The organism is Amphritea atlantica (assembly GCF_018860855.1).
Taxonomy (GTDB): domain Bacteria; phylum Pseudomonadota; class Gammaproteobacteria; order Pseudomonadales; family Balneatricaceae; genus Amphritea; species Amphritea atlantica_A.
In genome coordinates, this window is the sequence record NZ_JAHKQE010000044.1 from 106,123 (window position 1) to 124,536 (window position 18,414).

General features: G+C 49.7%; 17 protein-coding genes. 5 read left to right on the forward strand and 12 right to left on the reverse strand.

Annotation, left to right across the window (positions count from 1 at the left end; genetic code table 11):
- The first annotated feature begins 5 nt into the window (after nucleotides 1-5).
- Genes KO512_RS18405 through KO512_RS18415 form a run of 3 tightly spaced genes read left to right on the forward strand, consistent with a single transcriptional unit; the run spans nucleotide 6 to nucleotide 2,846 of the window.
- Nucleotides 6-1,130 (forward strand): alpha-hydroxy acid oxidase, encoded by a 1,125-nt coding sequence (locus KO512_RS18405; protein ID WP_215953779.1) that lies wholly within the window; start codon nucleotides 6-8, stop codon nucleotides 1,128-1,130.
- A 1-nt stretch (nucleotide 1,131) separates the two neighbouring features.
- Nucleotides 1,132-1,818, forward strand: coding sequence for a Fe2+-dependent dioxygenase (locus tag KO512_RS18410; RefSeq protein ID WP_215953780.1), 687 nt, complete (start codon nucleotides 1,132-1,134; stop codon nucleotides 1,816-1,818).
- A 26-nt stretch (nucleotides 1,819-1,844) separates the two neighbouring features.
- Nucleotides 1,845-2,846, forward strand: coding sequence for an extracellular solute-binding protein (locus KO512_RS18415; RefSeq protein ID WP_215953781.1), 1,002 nt, complete (start codon nucleotides 1,845-1,847; stop codon nucleotides 2,844-2,846).
- A 35-nt stretch (nucleotides 2,847-2,881) separates the two neighbouring features.
- Here the strand turns inward: KO512_RS18415 and KO512_RS18420 are convergent, their stop codons facing one another.
- Genes KO512_RS18420 through KO512_RS18450 form a run of 7 tightly spaced genes read right to left on the reverse strand, consistent with a single transcriptional unit; the run spans nucleotide 2,882 to nucleotide 11,550 of the window.
- Nucleotides 2,882-5,326 carry a DNA polymerase II gene (locus KO512_RS18420; protein ID WP_215953782.1) on the reverse strand — a complete coding sequence of 815 codons (2,445 nt, stop codon included), beginning with the start codon at nucleotides 5,324-5,326 and terminating at the stop codon, nucleotides 2,882-2,884.
- Entirely contained in the window at nucleotides 5,319-6,320 is a 1,002-nt protein-coding gene (gene mvaD, locus KO512_RS18425) for a diphosphomevalonate decarboxylase (protein ID WP_215953783.1), read from the reverse strand. Before mvaD ends, KO512_RS18420 begins: the two co-directional genes overlap by 8 nt.
- Nucleotides 6,313-7,296: a mevalonate kinase family protein gene (locus KO512_RS18430; protein WP_252735114.1), complete on the reverse strand. Its 984-nt coding sequence runs from the start codon at nucleotides 7,294-7,296 to the stop codon at nucleotides 6,313-6,315. Before KO512_RS18430 ends, mvaD begins: the two co-directional genes overlap by 8 nt.
- Nucleotides 7,286-8,287 carry a mevalonate kinase family protein gene (locus KO512_RS18435; protein WP_215953784.1) on the reverse strand — a complete coding sequence of 334 codons (1,002 nt, stop codon included), beginning with the start codon at nucleotides 8,285-8,287 and terminating at the stop codon, nucleotides 7,286-7,288. Before KO512_RS18435 ends, KO512_RS18430 begins: the two co-directional genes overlap by 11 nt.
- A gap of 12 nt (nucleotides 8,288-8,299) precedes the next feature.
- Nucleotides 8,300-9,466 (reverse strand): hydroxymethylglutaryl-CoA synthase, encoded by a 1,167-nt coding sequence (locus tag KO512_RS18440; RefSeq protein ID WP_215953785.1) that lies wholly within the window; start codon nucleotides 9,464-9,466, stop codon nucleotides 8,300-8,302.
- A 15-nt stretch (nucleotides 9,467-9,481) separates the two neighbouring features.
- Nucleotides 9,482-10,513 carry a type 2 isopentenyl-diphosphate Delta-isomerase gene (gene fni, locus KO512_RS18445; protein WP_215953786.1) on the reverse strand — a complete coding sequence of 344 codons (1,032 nt, stop codon included), beginning with the start codon at nucleotides 10,511-10,513 and terminating at the stop codon, nucleotides 9,482-9,484.
- Nucleotides 10,513-11,550: a hydroxymethylglutaryl-CoA reductase gene (locus tag KO512_RS18450; RefSeq protein ID WP_215953787.1), complete on the reverse strand. Its 1,038-nt coding sequence runs from the start codon at nucleotides 11,548-11,550 to the stop codon at nucleotides 10,513-10,515. Before KO512_RS18450 ends, fni begins: the two co-directional genes overlap by 1 nt.
- Before the next feature lie 259 nt (nucleotides 11,551-11,809).
- Between KO512_RS18450 and KO512_RS18455 the strand changes: the two genes are divergently transcribed.
- Nucleotides 11,810-12,169 (forward strand): hypothetical protein, encoded by a 360-nt coding sequence (locus KO512_RS18455; protein WP_215953788.1) that lies wholly within the window; start codon nucleotides 11,810-11,812, stop codon nucleotides 12,167-12,169.
- 47 nt (nucleotides 12,170-12,216) lie between these two features.
- On the opposite strand, the gene KO512_RS18460 is transcribed toward KO512_RS18455, so the two are convergent.
- From KO512_RS18460 to KO512_RS18470, 3 genes are all read right to left on the reverse strand, one after another.
- Nucleotides 12,217-13,797 (reverse strand): tetratricopeptide repeat protein, encoded by a 1,581-nt coding sequence (locus tag KO512_RS18460; protein WP_215953789.1) that lies wholly within the window; start codon nucleotides 13,795-13,797, stop codon nucleotides 12,217-12,219.
- Nucleotides 13,798-13,919: 122 nt separating this feature from the next.
- Nucleotides 13,920-15,146: an argininosuccinate synthase gene (locus KO512_RS18465; protein ID WP_126158512.1), complete on the reverse strand. Its 1,227-nt coding sequence runs from the start codon at nucleotides 15,144-15,146 to the stop codon at nucleotides 13,920-13,922.
- A 149-nt stretch (nucleotides 15,147-15,295) separates the two neighbouring features.
- Nucleotides 15,296-16,144, reverse strand: coding sequence for an OmpA family protein (locus KO512_RS18470; RefSeq protein WP_215953790.1), 849 nt, complete (start codon nucleotides 16,142-16,144; stop codon nucleotides 15,296-15,298).
- 221 nt (nucleotides 16,145-16,365) lie between these two features.
- Here KO512_RS18470 and rnt point away from each other — a divergent pair, with 221 nt between their 5' ends.
- A complete protein-coding gene (rnt, locus tag KO512_RS18475; protein WP_215953857.1) occupies nucleotides 16,366-16,986 on the forward strand; it encodes a ribonuclease T in 621 nt (206 codons plus the stop codon).
- A 113-nt stretch (nucleotides 16,987-17,099) separates the two neighbouring features.
- Here the strand turns inward: rnt and KO512_RS18480 are convergent, their stop codons facing one another.
- Complete coding sequence (locus tag KO512_RS18480; RefSeq protein ID WP_215953791.1) at nucleotides 17,100-17,702, reverse strand: peroxiredoxin; 603 nt, start codon at nucleotides 17,700-17,702, stop codon at nucleotides 17,100-17,102.
- Nucleotides 17,703-17,912: 210 nt separating this feature from the next.
- The gene (gene grxD / locus KO512_RS18485) at nucleotides 17,913-18,248 is read right to left on the reverse strand and encodes a Grx4 family monothiol glutaredoxin (protein ID WP_215953792.1); all 336 of its coding nucleotides are present in this window, start codon (nucleotides 18,246-18,248) and stop codon (nucleotides 17,913-17,915) included.
- Nucleotides 18,249-18,414: the final 166 nt, after the last annotated feature.

Consider the following 18,414-nt stretch of genomic DNA (forward strand, 5'->3'; position numbering starts at 1 on the left):
AGACCATGAATAAGCCCAACAAAAGTCGAGCACCACTGGATTATATTCCGCCGGATATCGCCTGCGCCGCTGATTATGAAGCCTTAGCCCAAGCCTTTATTCCGGCTGACACATTGGCCTATCTTGCCGGTGGTAGTGGTCACGATATCACCCAGCGGAGCAACCAAGCCGCGTTTCAACACTGGGCTATGACACCCCGTATTCTAGCGGATCTTAAAGACGCGAATACCGCGCTACAACTGTTGGGACAGCATTTCCAACACCCTATTTTTATGGCACCGGTGGCCTATCAATCACTGGTGCACCCGCAGGGCGAACTCGATACCGCCCGGGCTGCTGAAGCCACCGATAGCTGTATGCTAACGAGCACCCTATCATCCGTCACCTTAGAGCAGATTGCTGCACGGGCCAACCCGTCACGCTGGTTTCAACTCTATTTTCAAACCCGTCCAGAGGACACATCCGCCCTCGTTCATCGCGCCATCGCCGCGGGTTATCAGGCCATTGTCGTCACCCTTGATGCTGCAGTACAGGCACCAGGTATTCGAGCCATCCGCGCCGGCTTTAAACTGCCCGACTCGGTTAAAGCGGCTAACCTTATCCACCAACGCCCTGACGCGCCCATCCCCCGTAACGGTCAAAGCGCTATTTTTAATCATTACCGACAGCACGCGCCCTCTTTGCAACAGTTACAACAGCTGATCAGCGAAAGCCCCGTGCCAGTCATTATCAAAGGGGTTATGCACCCCGATGATGCCCTGCAACTCAAAGCATTAGGCGCTGCCGGTATCATTGTGTCTAATCATGGCGGGCGTTCCCTCGATGGTGCCCCCGCAAGCCTATCGGTCCTGCCCGCTATTCGTCGCGCCATAGGCGATGATTACCCACTGCTGTTTGATAGCGGTATTCGCAGCGGCAGTGATATTTTCAAAGCGATCGCCCTCGGTGCCGATGCGGTGCTGATTGGACGGCTGCAACTCTATAGCCTCAGCGTCGCCGGTGCCTTAGGTGTTGCCCATATGATCAAACTGCTACGGGAAGAACTCGAACTCTGCATGGCCATGACCGGCTGTGCATCACTCGCGGCAATCAGAGCGACCAAGCTGCAGACTACGTTATCAGGATATTAATATGCTCATTACACTGCCTCAGATTTTAACGCCCGACGAAGTTAGGCAGTTCCGCGAACACCTCGATCACGCGGACTGGCAGGACGGCGTGAACACAGCAGGCACTATCGCCCGTAACGTCAAACAAAATCAGCAACTCGACGATACCCAGGAACCGGCCATTAGCCTCGGCAACCATATCCTAAGGGCATTATCCCGTACCCCCGCCTTTATCTCAGCGGCGCTGCCGGATCGTATCTATCCACCTAAATTTAACCGTTATGCAGAACGGGAAACCTATGGTGCACATATCGATGGCTCGCTGATGCAGATACCCGGCACCAACTTAACCCTGCGGACGGACCTCTCCGCCACTTTGTTTCTCGCTGACCCCGATGAATATGATGGCGGTGAACTCAGCATCGAAACCCAGTATGGCACTCAAACCGTCAAGCTGGCCGCCGGTGATATGGTGCTCTACCCATCCACCAGCCTGCACTCGGTATCACCGGTGACACGTGGGGCTCGAGTAGCCTCCTTTTTCTGGATACAAAGCATGGTACGGGATAGTCAACAACGGGAGATGTTATTTGATCTGGACACCTCGGTACAAAAACTCACCGCAGAACTGGGCGCGGCACACCCTGAAGTCGTCAATCTAAGTGGCATCTACCACAACCTGCTACGCCAATGGGCTAGCCCTTCCTAATCGCTATTCGTTTAATAGGTAACTATATGAAATCTCTAACCCGTACACTTAGCTTCTTATTGGCCACGACACTCTGTACTCCGCTGCAAGCGGCTTCAGAGATCATGGTTTATTCCACCAAAAATGCCACGTACCTCGCACCATTACTGGATCGCTATTCAGCAGAAACAGGCACACCGGTGGGTTATCTAGTAGCCCCCGCTACAGAACTAATCACCCGCTTAGAAGCGGAAGGCGAACAGACAAAAGCCGACCTATTGCTCACCACCGGTGCCGCCTCCTTATGGCTGGCCACCCAGAAAGACCTAACCGCCGCCGTTGATTCAACCACTTTAATCGATACCATCCCTGCCCATCTACGTTCACCCGATAACCACTGGTTTGGTTTCTCAAAGCGAGCACAAACGCTGATATATAACAGTGCGACGCTGGATAAAGATGAATTAAAGGGCTTTAGTGATCTAGCCAACCCCAAATGGGACGGCAGCCTCTGCCTGCGAACTTCACAACAACCCTATACTCAGTCATTGGTCGCGATGATGATTGATCGAGATGGCGAGCAGAAAACCCTAACCACACTTCAGGGTTGGGTGAATAATCTATCGGTTAGACCCTTCGCAGAAGATGCGCAGATATTTCCCGCATTGGAGCAAAACATCTGCGATGTTAGCATCGTCAATGCTTACTACTTTTCCCGCTATCAATATGAAAACCCCGAGACCCCATTGAAATTATTTTGGGCCGATCAAGATAGCAGCGGTGTTCATGTGGATATTACCGGTGCAGCCGTCACCGCCCATGCTCCGAATAAAAGTGGCGCAATAGATCTACTCGAGTGGCTGACTCGCAAAGAAACCCAAGCCCAATACGCCAAGCTGAGTCTCGAGTATCCGGTGAATAAAAAGGTCTACCCTGCCCGTATCGTCGGTCGTCACGGAAAGTTTATTGAAGACCAACACAATATCTCGGCCAGTGGCCGCTATCGTGACCAAGCCATTGCCTTATTAAAACAAGCCGGCTATCGCTAAAGGCAAAAAGATAAAGCAGGACGAGTGAATAACCGCTAAAACAGATCGATCTGAGGAGCGTGCAGCGCTTCGAAACTATCATCTAAAAACATCAGAATACTATCGGCCACCGGTGCGAGCTGCCGGTCAAGATAGTGTTGGTAGTCGATCGGAGAAGAGGCAAACAGCAACGGCTCTGGCCCATTCACGGTGATCAGATATTCGATAAACATCCCCGCTGAAAACGTCCGAGTCTTGCCCTCACGGCTAAACTGCTGACGCGCCTTCAACGCTGACTGAACATGAGGCGGCTTATTTTTACTATAGTCATCTAACGGCCGACGCAAGCGTTTACGGTAAACCAACTCAGCATCTAACTGCCCCGCTTTCAACTGCGCCACAATCTGTTTGAGATAATCCACATAGGGCGCATCGCTGAAGATCAGCCGATAAAGCTCCCGTTGCACTCGGCGAGCCAGCGGTGTCCAATCGGAACGTACCGATTCAAGCCCTTTGAATATCAACTCTTCTTGCCCATCGGGAAAGTGACGGATACCGGCATAACGCTTTTTAGTGCCTTTTTCTGAGTGGCGCATGGTTGGCATCAAAAAACGGCGGTAGTGGGTTTCATACTCCAACTCTAGATGACAGACTAAGCCAAAACGCTGTTGCACCTCATCCTGCCACCACTGATTGAGATACTGTTCTAGCTTGCGCCCCTCTGCGGGGGCGTCTTCAATTGGAAATTCATCTCCTAACCAGACAAACACCGAGTCGGTATCCCCATAAATCACCTGATAGCCAAACTGCTCCTCTATCTTCTCTTTAGTACGGGTAAGAATTTCATGACCGCGCAAGGTAATTGAGCCCGATAATCGCTGATCGAAAAAACGGCACACATCCGAGCCCAACACGCCATAAAAGCTGTTCATGATGATCTTAATCGCTTGGGATAACGGCGCATTATGCTCCGCCTTTGCCCGATCCCTAGCGGCCCATAAACGTTCAATAATCTCCGGCAGAATCGCCCGTTTACGACTAAAAATAGCGTGATTAAAACCCGGTACTAAATCATCTGCGGGACATTCAGTCCCCGTACCTTCAGCAAGTGCATAAGGGTCGACCATAAAGGTGCGAATAATGCTCGGATACAGACTTTTGAAATCCAACACCAAGACCTGCTGGTATAAACCTGGGCGAGATTCCATCACATAGCCGCCCGGCGCCCCCATCTGGGATTCACCGGAGGCATACACGGGAGCAACATAACCTTGACGGTGCAACCGAGGCAGGTATTGGTTATCGAACGAAGCGGCCGAACCACCCACCTTATCCAGTGGCAAGCCGGTTAAACGGCTGCGTTCGACTAAATAATGCAGTAGCTGAGCCTTTTCAAAGATATCCCACACCAGCTTACAATCTTCAAGGTTGTATTCCGCCAGCTTGCGGGGGTCTTCACGGTAAACCTGCTGAATCTCCTCACCGCGGTTCAGCCCTTCATCCATCTGGTGACCTAACAGCTTGCCACGGTCCAGCATCTGATGAGAGACATATTCCAACGAAAAACTTTCGAACTGATAGGTCGCGCCCTTAAGCGTATCAATACCATCCAATACAACCCGACCCGCCATCCGACAAAACCATTTACCATTAGCCGACTGAATCACCTGTATACGGCTACCATCACGGCCTAGATTCAGCGGAACCTGCAACCGCTTGGCACGTTCTTGTAATACTCGAAAATCAAAACCGACCACATTCCAGCCAATAAAAATATCTGGATCACAGCGTTCAACTTCACGTACAAACGCCTGTAACAGTGCCCGTTCATCGTTAACATACTCAAGCCAAGGTTCATTCGGCCCCTCACCGACGATCAATACCTTGCTTAGCTGAGCAGAATAGAGGCCGATAGAGAAAATACGATCCGCACGCATGGTGGTTTCAATGTCCACCGACAACATCGTTAATTGAGGCTCACAGATAATCGGTTGTAACTGGGCGGAATGCTGACTAAAACGCACACGAGCACTATCCTGAATAAAGCGTTCCATCAGGAAACGATCGACGGGACGGATATCCTCTTCAATCATGGGAATGGCGTAAGTCTGTAACAGATCGATCAGTTGACGATAGATCGCCAAGGATTGGCTGTATAAACCGTAAACCGGACGTTGTTGTAGGTCCTTCAGTGGCAATGATTGCAATCGCCATCCCGCTTTAGGTGATGACTCGGCGCCAGCCCCTGACTGTTTTTTTAATGCAGGAATAACCTGAGAGTCGAGTAACGATTCAATCCGTGGAACATCTTCTTCAAGGACAAAGAATACGCTTTCTTGACCCGTCACCGACACCGGAAAAGCCCCAGCCGTCGACTTAAGCCAGAATTGAAAACAGATCCCCTCAGGCGTATCAAGCTGCTGTCGCGTCAGCAGAAAGCCACTGGCTTCGGAGTGCTGACCCGCCTGATCCGGCGGATTGAAGCCCGTTGTCTCAACCAAAGGGAGCAATAACGTCCATATCGGGAAAGTATTGTTTTACGGCGGCTTCATTATCTGCCGTAAAGAGCAGCTTAAGGTTCGGCCCAGCATCCATCGTGAAATAAACCTCAACGCCTTCGGCCCGCGCTTGCCAAATACGCTGCATCGCGGCGACAGAATCGGGCTGCCAATACAATAACGGCGGCCACGCTGCAATCATAGTGGCATGCATCGATAGGGCGTTCTGTTCGGCGGTTTCACCCAGCTTCGTAAAGTTTTTATCGGCAATCGCTCGATGCAAACGCTCAAGATCCGCTGCCGCCTGTAAAGGCCAGCTCTGATACAGATGCGCGGTTTCCACCGTCCGGTTCATTCCCGAACGGGAATCGACTGCTTTTTCCGCCACACTGACCTTAACGAGACCGATACGCAACGCGTCCCAGTGACTATCGAGCGGTAACGCAACACTGTCCATTCCATCTTCCCGAACCCCCATCTGCCACTCAACAAAGCCGGTATAGAGTGAACGACTCGCGCTGCCACTGCCCATACGGGCAAACGCCGACAACAACTGAGGCTCAAGTTTCAGCCCATAAAAGCTATCGATGGCTAACATCAAGGCTGCAAAGCCGGATGCGGAAGACGCCAACCCAGCAGCGGTGGGAATATTATTTTGCGTATCGACTCTAACCGGCAGGCCATTAGCGCCTCGAAACAGGTCGATAAAGGCGATCACCTTACAGGCAAACTTATTATCCGCGGCCACCCGTTGGTCATTGAGCCAAACCTGATCTTCATCGCTGACCGAAATAGCGGTGTGACTACCTAGGTGTGCCAATGAGATCGACAGGCTACTGTTAATCGGCAGATTCAACTCGACATCACGCTTGCCCCAATATTTACACAGGGCAATATTACTCGGCGCAAAGACCGCATCGATACGCTCTGCGATTGGGGCTACTACGGTGGGCAGATAGTTCGCAATGACACTCTGTTTTGTTATCGACTCAGACATACTCAACGGTTACCCCCTGCGCGGACACGGCCACTGGAATCTGTTCATAATACTGTTCATCCGCGCCCTCATACGAACGCTTATAAGAGAGCGGAAGCTGCGTTGGGACACCCAGCGCCAAGACGCAATCCCCCAGTCCCGAGCCAGAAATTTTAGCCCCCAGCACATCGGGTGAACTGCGCAGCGAATAGATAATCTCGGCCAGGCAGGCGTCATTCACACCCAGTGCATCCATCAAACCCTGATAGATATTCATCAGACGACCGAGCTGCGTCCAGTCCGAGTTATCCACAGCACGTTCAGCTTGCTCACAGGTTTGCCCCATAAGCTGATATAAACCAGCATAGAGTTCGGGCGACTGTGCCGCAAACCCTTCCACTCGTTTAAGAACATCTGGGGTTTTCATTTTATAGCCTACGTAATACAAACTAATCGTCGGCAAGCCCTGTAATCGTCGGATCTGCGGCGCCATCTCAGTTGAGGCGATGGTATAACCCACCACACCGCCATAAACAGCCGCGACTAAATCGGTGCCTGACCCACGGCCATCCTGTACCTGATGCACCACCGCCAAAGCTTCCGCAAACAAGGCTTGCGGATCATGATCCCGTTCCGCTCCGCTAATCAACGCCTGCAATGCAGCCACCACGGCCGCCGTCACTGCGGCAGAAGAACCTAAGCCAACCGTATGGGAAAACTCAGAACGAATCCGCAGATCAAATCCCTGAGTTAAGCGTGGTAACTGACGCTCGATGGCCGCTAAAACAAAATTCAAAGCGGGTTCGGGAGGTAGCTGGTCGAGATTGGCAGAGTATTGTGCCAATGCCGAATCAATATTCACTATCCGATCAGCACGAGGGGTTAATAACACGCTGATGCGTTTATCCACCGCACATGCTAATGCCCGCTGACCAAACAGCACCGCATGCTCACCCATCAACATGAGACTACCGGGGGCGGTCACCTTAATCTTCAAGCCGAGCTCCTTGTTTATCTTCCTCAATCGCCATATAGCGATAGCCTGATTGCTGACACAGTTCGGCTAGATCAATATCAGGCAGATAGGCGATTAAGGCACCGCCGGTATCGCCAGCAACAGCACCGGCACCACTGACTTTAGCTGCACCACCAAGGCTTTCCAAATGCGTAATGAAGCGTTGCACCGGCGCCGGAACCACCCCAATATCACTCAGTAAACGGTGATTCTCCTGTATCAACTCGCGCGGATCTACCCCCGCGATAATCGCCGCCCGTAGCTGCTCGGTCAGCTTAGAAAACCCTTGCCAAATCCCTGTGTCACCGCAGCGACGGCGCACATCATCTACGCATTCACCGGTACCCACCGTCGGCGCACCCGTATGAATATAGTACCAATGGTCACCCAACTGCACCGGTAACTGAGCGACCTGCCCCTCTTCAACCTGCACCATACCGCCATAGCTGACGGTGGCTGCATCAATCAACCCACCGCGCCCATGACACAAACGCTCGCAATAGCGAACCCGTTGAAACATGTCGAAAGTATTTAGGGGAGTGGAAAAAAGATTTTGTGCCAAGCTCGTTACCGCAGCACTCAATGCTGCCGAGGAGCCCATACCTGAGCCAAGCGGTAACTCCGAATGGATCTCGAGGACAAGGCCGGTATCCGGATCCGTCTCAGACAAACATTGAGACAGTGCGTATAACGCTAATTGATGGGGAGCTTCAAGGATATCGCCAGCCCCAAGAAGGCCTTGTTCGAATTGCTGAAAGCGCTGATCTAGATGATCATTCAGATAACGTAGCTCCGACCAACCAAGCTGAACCTGCCAATTAAATTCCGGCAGTATTAGAGTCAGATCATGAGTAGAGGTAAATGAACTGTGACAACGAATATAGCGGTTGACCGCCAAAGCGATAGCCGGCGCCCCGTATACGGCTGAATGTTCTCCACTGAGAATCAGTTTACCGGGGGCACAAGCCTTCATGAAAGGAGTTCCTTAGCAGGCGATATATTCACGCTTATGATGGGAGATGCCAGCTAAGCGAAAACGACCGGTGGTACCTTCCGCTTTGGGATGAACCCCACCATCAATAGGATCGACATCGTTATACAGTGCTAGGTACTCATCGTAAGAGACTTCACTACGGGCATCCAGCATCGAGCGATGTTTATCCACGTGAAGGCATTTTTCATAACCATCAACGATTTTACCAGAGAAAAACTCAGCCACCGAGCCGGAGCCATAACTGAAAAAGCCTACCCGGTGACCGGACAAGTTATCCTGACAGTTTTCCAACAGCGAGGCTAAACCGATATACATCGACGCCGTATAGCTGTTACCGATAATACGGTTATAACGCAGAGTATCTTCAACTTGTAGATCGAGCATTTCTGGCGTCAATACACTCTGATTTACCCGCGCTAAATGCTTATGCGCTTTTTGCGCCATACGGGTAAACGGTAGGTGATAACAGAAATGCTGAAAGTCATTGAAAGCAAGAGAGCTGACTTCGCGGAAGTGTTCCCACGCATGTTTCAAAGATTGAAGATAGATTTTGGTGGAGTACTTACCATCCACCAAGGCGGTAGAACGATAATTAGGGCGCCAAAAGTCCATCACATCTTCGGTGTGATTTCCCACTTCAGGATCCAGTTCAACCAAACGGGGATTCGCCGAGATAAGCATCGCGACAGCACCGCAGCCTTGGGTCGCTTCACCAGACGTACCCAAGTCATAACGGGCCACATCCGAAGCGATCACCAGCACCTTCTTTTCCGGTTGGCGGGCCACGAGTCCACAAGCCATCTGAATAGCCGCCGTAGCGCTATAACAGGCCTGTTTCAGTTCGACGACACGACACTTAGACGTCAAGCCAAGCAAGCGATGTACATAAACACCGGCTGATTTGGATTGGTCTATCCCCGTTTCAGTAGCGAACATCACCGTACTGATAGCATCAGTGCCAACCCGCTCAATCAGAGGCAGGGCCGCATTTGCCGCCATCGTTACGATATCTTCATCCGGGGCAGGCATTCCCATTTTCTCCTGCCCGATACCCTGATAATATTTCCCAACATCAATCTCCTGGACCATAGCCAGGTTTTTTAGATCCAAAAAATAGTTGGAAGTGTAAAAGCTGATTTCATCAATACCGACGGACATACGTACTTAAAATCCTCAACGCTCGCCCAGAATGAGAGCCCGATTCATAAATAAACTGTTTACATCCGGCATTCCCAGCAAAAACATCGCTGTGGTGAATTCGCGCCGGCGTTGCTCTATTACCCTGACCACTGAATCGGCGGATTCCATTGCCGGTTTCAGGAACGGTGCGGCCATGCCGCAGAGCGAGGCGCCGAGTATAACAGATTTAACCATATCAATCCCATCCCTGAGACCACCACTGGCAATGAAAGCCGCACTATTTTGATACGGCTGAGCTAATTTTAATGCCTGAGGTGTTGGAATCCCCCAATCTTGGAAGCAAATACCGAGGTCATCACCGCTCTTTTCGCTGCGATGATGTTCGATACGACTCCATGAGGTGCCGCCGCATCCGGCGAGATCAAACCACTGAATACCCGCGACAATACCCGCTTCTATATCCGGCGGTGACAAGCCTGCACCGACCTCTTTCAGCAAGACCGGTTGCTTCAACTGTGCCGCCAAGGAGGCAATCTTCGCCTGTAAACCGACAAAATTGGTATCACCTTCCGGCTGGACCGCTTCCTGCAGTGGGTTCAGATGAAGATACAAACCATCAGCGTCCAACACATCCGCCGCTTGCTGACATTGCTCCAGTGAGAAACCATAGTTCAACTGCACCGCACCGATATTACCCAATAACACCGTGTTCGGTGCATAGGCTCGCAGATCAAAGCTTTCTCGTGCCGAAGGCTGAGTGAACATCACCCGCTGAGAACCCACCGCCAATGCCACACCGGTCCGCTCTGCTGCTTCCGCCAAATTTCGGTTAATGGTTTTGATTAAGGCGTGATCGCCACCGGTCATCGATGAAATCAGCAACGGGAAACTCAGCTTTTTACCGAGAAACTCGACCGAGGTATCAATCTGCTCCAGTGCTCTATCGGGCAACGCCCGGTGACAGAGTTGAATCTGATCAAAGAAACGACCGTCACGATCGGTTAAGGGATCTTTTTCGATGGCTCGAATATGTTCAATTTTACGATCGTTGGTCTGATCAGACATCAGCGTTCCAATTTAAGATGAGATTCCATCAACTCGCCCGGATTGGTCTGCGCCGCCATCAAGGATAACTCGCCACACAACACCGTCGCCGCACAGATCGCAGCCAAACGGCGTGCATTCGCTGCCGGCTCACGATCTTCTTTACACCCTAAGGCCGCTAAATTCTGCTCCACAAAATCGATCCCTTTACCATTACCCACGCTGCCAACAATCAGATTAGGTAGGGTGCAGGAGAAATACAGATCGCCATTACGCACTTCCGCATGAACGATCCCCTGAGAGCCTTCAATAATATTGGCGGCATCCTGTCCCGTGGCAAGATAGAAAGCCAGCAGCATATTGGCATAGTGAGCATTAGCACTGCGCAGGCCACCGGCCAGCATGGTACCGATCAGGTTTTTCTTAATATTCAGATCGACTATTTTTTCCGGCGTGGTTTTCAGGCGACGTTCACACAGGTCGCGGGGGATCAGAATTTCACTGATCACATACTTGCCTCGTCCCAGAATACCGTTAACCGCGGTAGCTTTTTTATCTGAACAGTAATTGGCCGAGATCGAGGAATAACGCAACTGAGGATATTCATTCAGAATCCATGGGATCAGCTTATCCGCCGCATTGGTCACCATGTTATGACCCGAGGCATCCCCGGTGGTAAATTCAAGCCGTAGATAGATCAAGTTAGCCACGATCTGGCTGTTCATATCGATCAGTTTGGCAAACCGGCTCGAGGTGGCGACAATCTCATTCAGCTCATCTTTTCGAGCTTTGATCGACTCCAGCGCTTTATAGGCTTCAAACGCATCATCGGCTTCCAACAGGATGGAACGGCTCATCCGCTCGTCGACCACCGTGGTTTTAATACCCTCTTCAGTCAATACGGAAACCCGAGCGCCGCGCCCTACTGATGGCCACAAAGGCGTTTCATAGGTGGCCAGTGGCACTGAAACTTTCTCATTCAGTATATGCCCACTGATTTTAATGGGCCCAACGGTACGCATTGGAATCGGTGCTTGATGAATTTTATGGGATTTCATAATCTCTCGGCACAATAAAAAAGGGCTGCCGCGATCATAAAAGCATGATCTGCATTGCAACCCTTTAGGAAGCTCGTTTAAGGGGTGGATTTTATATAGCCACTCAGCATTATGCAATCCAAGGGCCATCACCAAACCACTAGCAAAGAAAATCAATTAACGGCATTTGTACCCAAACTGCCAGCCCACACTTGACCCACCCAAAGAATCGCCGCCATACTTAGCTTTATTCAAATTATAATCTGTGGAAGTTTGGCTTATGTTGTATGCAATCAGAAATGAACAGGGACAGGTCACTTCATTGTCCGCACACCCAGCTGAACACGCGACGGTCGCCGATATTTCAGACCCTGATGTGATTCGTTTTCTATCCAGTAATAACAGTACGGAAAGCCCACAGGAGATTCTCGACAAGTCGGACACCGAAGTTAGCCGGATTGTTGAGGATTTGATCGATCTACTGATTGCCAAACAAACAATTCTATTTACGGATCTGCCGGAACCGGCACAACAGAAACTACTCTCACGGAAACTGGCACGCTCGGCCTACCAATCCGATGAAAACAGCTCACTCTCGGATAACTCCATTTTAAGCGATGACGATTCAATTTTACTCTGAAACCAACACAGTGCAGCCGGCATAGCTTAGATCGCCGGCACTCTCTACTACTCTTTTCCGTTTCTCGTTTCCACCATCACCCGAACCATATCAGCGCAGCGCTCCGACAACGAGAGATAACGTTTTTGCTGACGCAGACTCAGTGCACCATAGTTAATACCATAGAGAGCATTATCACAGCGCAACAATAACTCAAACCGCTCTTCACTCGGTGTCCGCGCCTGTTCAAGCGCAGCCTGAACAAGATTCAGCGTCAAACTAGGATTAGCCGGCAAAATGCCATCGGCCTGGACAAAAAAGCCCAACGCCTTTGCATAATTCTTCTTGCGATAGGCCAGCATCCCTTGCAGGTTTAAGCGTCCCCACTCGAGGGAGGCGCTGTCGCGATTAACACGCTGCTTCAATGCCTGAGCATCGGCTTCGACCGCCATCCCCTCCATACCCTCTAGGAAAAACTCAACCCACTCCGCTTTTTCCGTTAACTCCAACTCACAGAATAGATCAAAGGCATTACGGGCAGCTAAGTCGGCCCGATCTTGAGCACCGGCGCGCCGATAAACCTGCGCCACCATTAACCGAGATTTAAACTGCACAATCGCGGCATTAGGAAATGCCTGTATCACATCCTCCAGCGTTCTAATGGCACTCTCTTCAACCTCCCGATCAAAACTATCCCGCGCCAATAACGCCGCCACCAAACTGAAATAATAATCTTCTGACTGAAAGCAGCTTTGCCGAGCATACTGTATCGCCTTGCTATAGGCCTCTACGGCAACATTCCATTCCTGATTCTGAGCCGCGAGGCTACCTAAAGTACCCAGTAACTCCGGCACCGTTGGCTGCAACATAACTGCCTTGCGTAGCAAACTGATCGCCTCACCCCGTTCTCCTAATGAGCGGAATGTGCGCGCTAACCAGGTATAGGCTTCAACACAAAAATGGGATTCATCGATGACGTGCTGCAATACCTCACGCGCATTCAGATAATCACCTTGATGACACAAGGCTGCGCCTAAACCGACCCGCGCCCAAGGCTGATCCCGCTGTGTCACAATCGAGCTAAACAACTGCCCCGCTTTACTAAACAAGCCCTCTTGCAACAGAATAATCCCGCGAAACCGATTCACGTAAAGCCTTAACGCTGGATAGTTCTGTATTAACTGCGCGCACATCTGTAAAGCATCTTGCGACCGTCCCTGATCGAGCAGTTCATCCAACGGTTTTATAACCTGCTTTACCCGCATAATTTTTTCTAACCGAAAGCGCACCCTCGGTTCAGAATAGGGTTTGGAAATATACGTATCGGGTGAACTATCTAGAGAGCCAAATAGCAACTTAGAACGATCGGGATCGACGACCAGCGTAAAAATAGTGGTGAATTGACGGATCTGCTCAACCGTCGCTTCCTGAATTAACTGCAATCCATTCTTACTGTCTTTACCCAAATCGAAGACAACGAAACAGAGATCATATGATGTCTCACGCAACAGCGCCAACGCCATATTGACCGATGAGGCCACCTGAATGTCAGATACGCCCATATTGCCCAAAATCATCTTTAATTCGGCAAGATCTTCTAGGCGGTTATCAACAATCAGTACTTTTTTATCCGAGTAACTGATTTCCATAGGCTTTACATCAGAATAGAATTTATCAAAGTATCATATAAATCAGACAATTATCAAAGTACGACAGGCATAAAAAAGCCCCGATATGGGTACCATATCGGGGCTTTTCCAATAAAGACTACTTAATCGTTAAGCAGATCACGTCCTTTACTGGCTGCAATACGCATCCGTAGGGCGTTCAGCTTGATAAATCCAGCCGCATCTTTCTGATCGTAAGAACCTGCATCATCTTCAAACGTAGCGATACTCTCATCGAAAAGACTGTTCTCAGAGCGACGGCCAACAACGATGACATTACCCTTATAAAGCTTCAGGCGCACATCGCCATTCACATTACGCTGAGAGAAATCAATCATCTGCTGCATCATCTTACGTTCTTCAGACCACCAGAAACCATTGTAGATAGTCTTCGCATAACGAGGCATCAACTCATCTTTCAGGTGAGTAACTTCACGATCAAGTGTAATTGATTCAATCGCCCGGTGTGCACGTAACATAATGGTGCCCCCCGGAGTCTCATAACAACCGCGAGACTTCATACCAACAAAACGGTTTTCAACGATATCCAAACGACCAATGCCGTTTTCGCCACCCACTTTGTTCAGGTATTCCAGTACGGTTGCTGGGCTCATCTCTTTGCCGTCGATCGCAACAATATCACCCTTATCATAAGTCAGCTCAAGATAGGTCGCCTCATCTGGAGCCTCTTCAGGGGATACAGACCAACGCCACATATCCGCTTCAGCTTCAGCCCATGGATCTTCCAGAATGTCACCCTCATAAGAGATGTGCAGTAGGTTAGCATCCATAGAGTAAGGTGATTTCTTCTTATTGCTGGAGAAATCAACTGGGATATTATGTTCTTTACAGTAGTTCATCAGAGTTTCGCGGGAGGTCAGATCCCACTCACGCCATGGTGCGATAACCTGAACACCCGGTTTCAGTGCATAAGCACCTAGCTCGAAACGTACCTGATCGTTACCTTTACCCGTCGCACCGTGGGAAATAGCATCGGCGCCGGTTTCATTGGCAATCTCAATCAAACGCTTAGCAATCAACGGACGGGCAATGGAGGTACCCAGCAGGTATTCACCTTCGTAAATTGTATTGGCACGGAACATTGGGAAAACAAAGTCACGGACAAACTCTTCACGGAGATCTTCAATATAGATCTCTTTCACACCCAGCGCTTCGGCTTTGGCACGAGCAGGTTCAACCTCTTCACCCTGACCTAAGTCAGCGGTAAAGGTAACAACTTCACAGTTATAAGTATCTTGTAACCAACGAACGATTACAGAAGTATCAAGGCCGCCTGAGTAGGCCAGCACAACCTTTTTAATATCGGACATAATAGAGAGGCTCCAACGCAAATCAGCCCATTAAAGAGCGTCGTCGTCTCTAACGGGTACCTAAAAAAAGGAAAGGGCGCAATTGTACCACGATTACGACAGAGTAACAGAGGCAGAAAATCATCAAATCCCCTCTCCGTCGGCGATCATTAATTACGGTCTAAACGGATGGTCACTCGACGGCTTCGATCACGGGTCTGACGATCATTTTTCTGCGCAACAGGGTAACGTTCACCATGATAACGGGTCGTTATACGATCAGGGCTAATCCCTTTTTTCTCTAGATAAGCGGTTACCGCTTCTGCCCGTTTTTTCGACAGGTCTCGGTTAGCCAACCGCCGCCCTTGTGCATCAGAGTGACCATCGACAAAGACCGACTTCACCGAATCATCATTATTGACATAGATGGCAATCAGATCGAGACGCTCTTTAGTGGAGTCAGACAACTGCCACTGCGCTGACGGAAACAGCACCGCTGTTCGGGCAATCTGTCGATAATTCACCGGCAACAGATCAGATATGCAGTCGGTATAAGCGGCATAAGCGGGTGGAAAGTTCGCAGCTGACAGCGCGATACGCACAGACTCGCCGGTATCTGCCCAGTTCTGAGCTAGAAAGGTCGGCATTCGCCCCCGAAACAGACTCCCCAACATCTGTTGCGAATAACCGGTAGGCACCGCTATCGTGCCGTTTGAAGCAAACTTAACCTCACCTATGTGGCGCGGCGCAATACCCGGCTGCCAAGGCGACGCACCTTCCAGTATTCGCACCTGCCCCTTGAGTCCATGTCCCTGCAAGGGCTTCAGCGTAAAGCGAACCGTTTCACCCGCCTCTTGGTTAAACTCACCCTCCCCAAACAGTGGAATTCGCTGCGATAAGCGGCAACTAAATTTAGAGGCTTCCAGTTCCCATTTAGACTGATCAATAGACGCAGAGTAACCTACCGCAAAAACCGGCAGAGAGAACAATAATAGAAGAGAGAAGACAGTTACACGCATAAACGATCGGAATCCAGAAAAATTAAGGGGCTCACTGACCTCCTGTATCGGCCACCACCAAAAGAGCTTTAGTTTATCACCCTAACCACGATGTAACGACAGAGTTATTTGTGAAAACCAGAGCAAGTCTTTACACTAAGCCTAGCTAATTACCAACCTAGGCTGTCGAAATCAGCCATTAAGGATATGCATTGAACAGAAGCGCTCAGTACCAGCACCCAATGTCGAATCGTTTTCGCGGTTATCTGCCCGTTGTTATCGACGTGGAAACCGCCGGATTTAATTCCCAGACCGATGCTCTGTTGGAGATCGCAGCCGTCACCCTCACCATGGATGATGATGGCAACATGCTGATCGACGAAAGCTACGAATACAATGTCGAGCCATTCGAAGGTGCAAATTTAGAACAAGCCGCCCTAGACTTCACCGGCATTGACCCGTTTAATCCATTGCGTGGCGCCATCGCTGAAGCAGAAGCGATGGAAAAAATCTTCAAGCCAATTCGCAAGGCCGTTAAATCCCACAACTGTAAGCGCGCTATCTTAGTCGGTCACAATGCCTCTTTTGACCACGGTTTTGTCACCGCAGCAGCAGAACGTTGTGATATCAAACGCAATCCTTTTCACCCATTCTCAACCTTCGATACCGCGACACTCGCAGGCTTGGCTTTTGGTCATACCGTACTGGCTAAATCCTGTGAACTCGCCGATATCGACTTTGATGGCAAACAAGCTCACTCTGCACTGTACGATACGATGAAAACAGCCGAGCTATTCTGCACTATCGTCAATCGTTGGAAAGATCTTGGTGGCTGGCAGATGGCAGAATCACGCTTCGAATAATCAACTTAACGCTGGATAATCAAGGCTAATCACCTATCGGTCCACCGTTAAACGCAAGCCATAAAAAAACGCGCCCTTAGGCGCGTTTTTAGTTTTAGCACTAGTGCTAAATATTACAGAGTGTCAGCATTTTCGCTCAGGTAAGCAGCAACGCCTGCAGGAGATGCGTCCATACCTTTGTCGCCTTCAGTCCAGCCTGCTGGGCAAACTTCGCCATTTTTCTGGTGGAATGCCAGTGCATCAACCATACGCAGCATTTCATCAACGTTACGACCCAGTGGCAGATCGTTAACAACTTGGTGACGTACCAGACCATCTTCGTCGATCAGGAAAGAACCACGGAAAGCCATGCCGCCTTCAGATTCAACATCGTAAGACTGGCAGATGCTGTGAGTCATATCAGCAACCAGGGTGTACTTAACAGGACCGATACCGCCCTGATCAACAGGGGTGTTGCGCCATGCATTATGAGAGAAGTGGGAATCGATAGAAACACCAATCACTTCAACATTACGCTTTGTGAACTCTTCGATGCGGTGATCAAAAGCCAGCAGCTCAGACGGACAAACAAAGGTGAAATCCAATGGGTAAAAGAAAACAACCGCTTTCTTACCTTTAATGGCTTCAGACAGAGTGAAAGAATCAACGATGTCGCCATTACCCAGTACCGCAGCAGCTGTGAAATCCGGAGCTTGCTTACCTACTAATACGCCCATTTTATATCTCCATGGTTAAATAGTGTGTTAAAGCATTATGTAAATAAAGTATTTACATAATGTGAAAAAATCAAAAGTAGAAGCAGCTTAGTGTCAGTCGCAATAGAAGACTAATTAAAGACAACTATGGAAACGATAAACTGCGTCTATCAGAACCTTGACCCATTTAGAACACTCCAGAGGATATGTTCTAAATGCTTACAGTCTGTTTCAGCTGGCAGCAGAATCGTCTTCAGAAGCAACCGAATCGATCAACTCTTTCAGCTCGCCGTTAGCCGCCATCTCAGCAATGATGTCGCAACCACCGACCAATTCGCCTTTAATCCACAGCTGTGGAAAAGTAGGCCAGTTAGCATATTTAGGCAGCTCGGCACGGATTTCAGGGCTTTCCAGAATATTAACAAATGCAAAACGAGCGCCACAGGACATGATCGCTTCAGACGCACGGGATGAAAATCCGCACTGAGGAAAACGTGGAGTACCCTTCATATATAAGAGGATATCATTAGCTTCAAGTTGCTCTTTAATCGTATCTACAACGCTCATAAACTTACCTATGCTTTAACTGGTCGCCAGATCTCTGGCATTAATCAATATTTGATGAAGAAATCCTAGCATAAACCCGATCAATTTACTCAGGTATTACGTAAAAATAATCAACAAGCTTGCTCGCCATTATCATAAACGCTGATTAGAAAAACGTCATATAAAA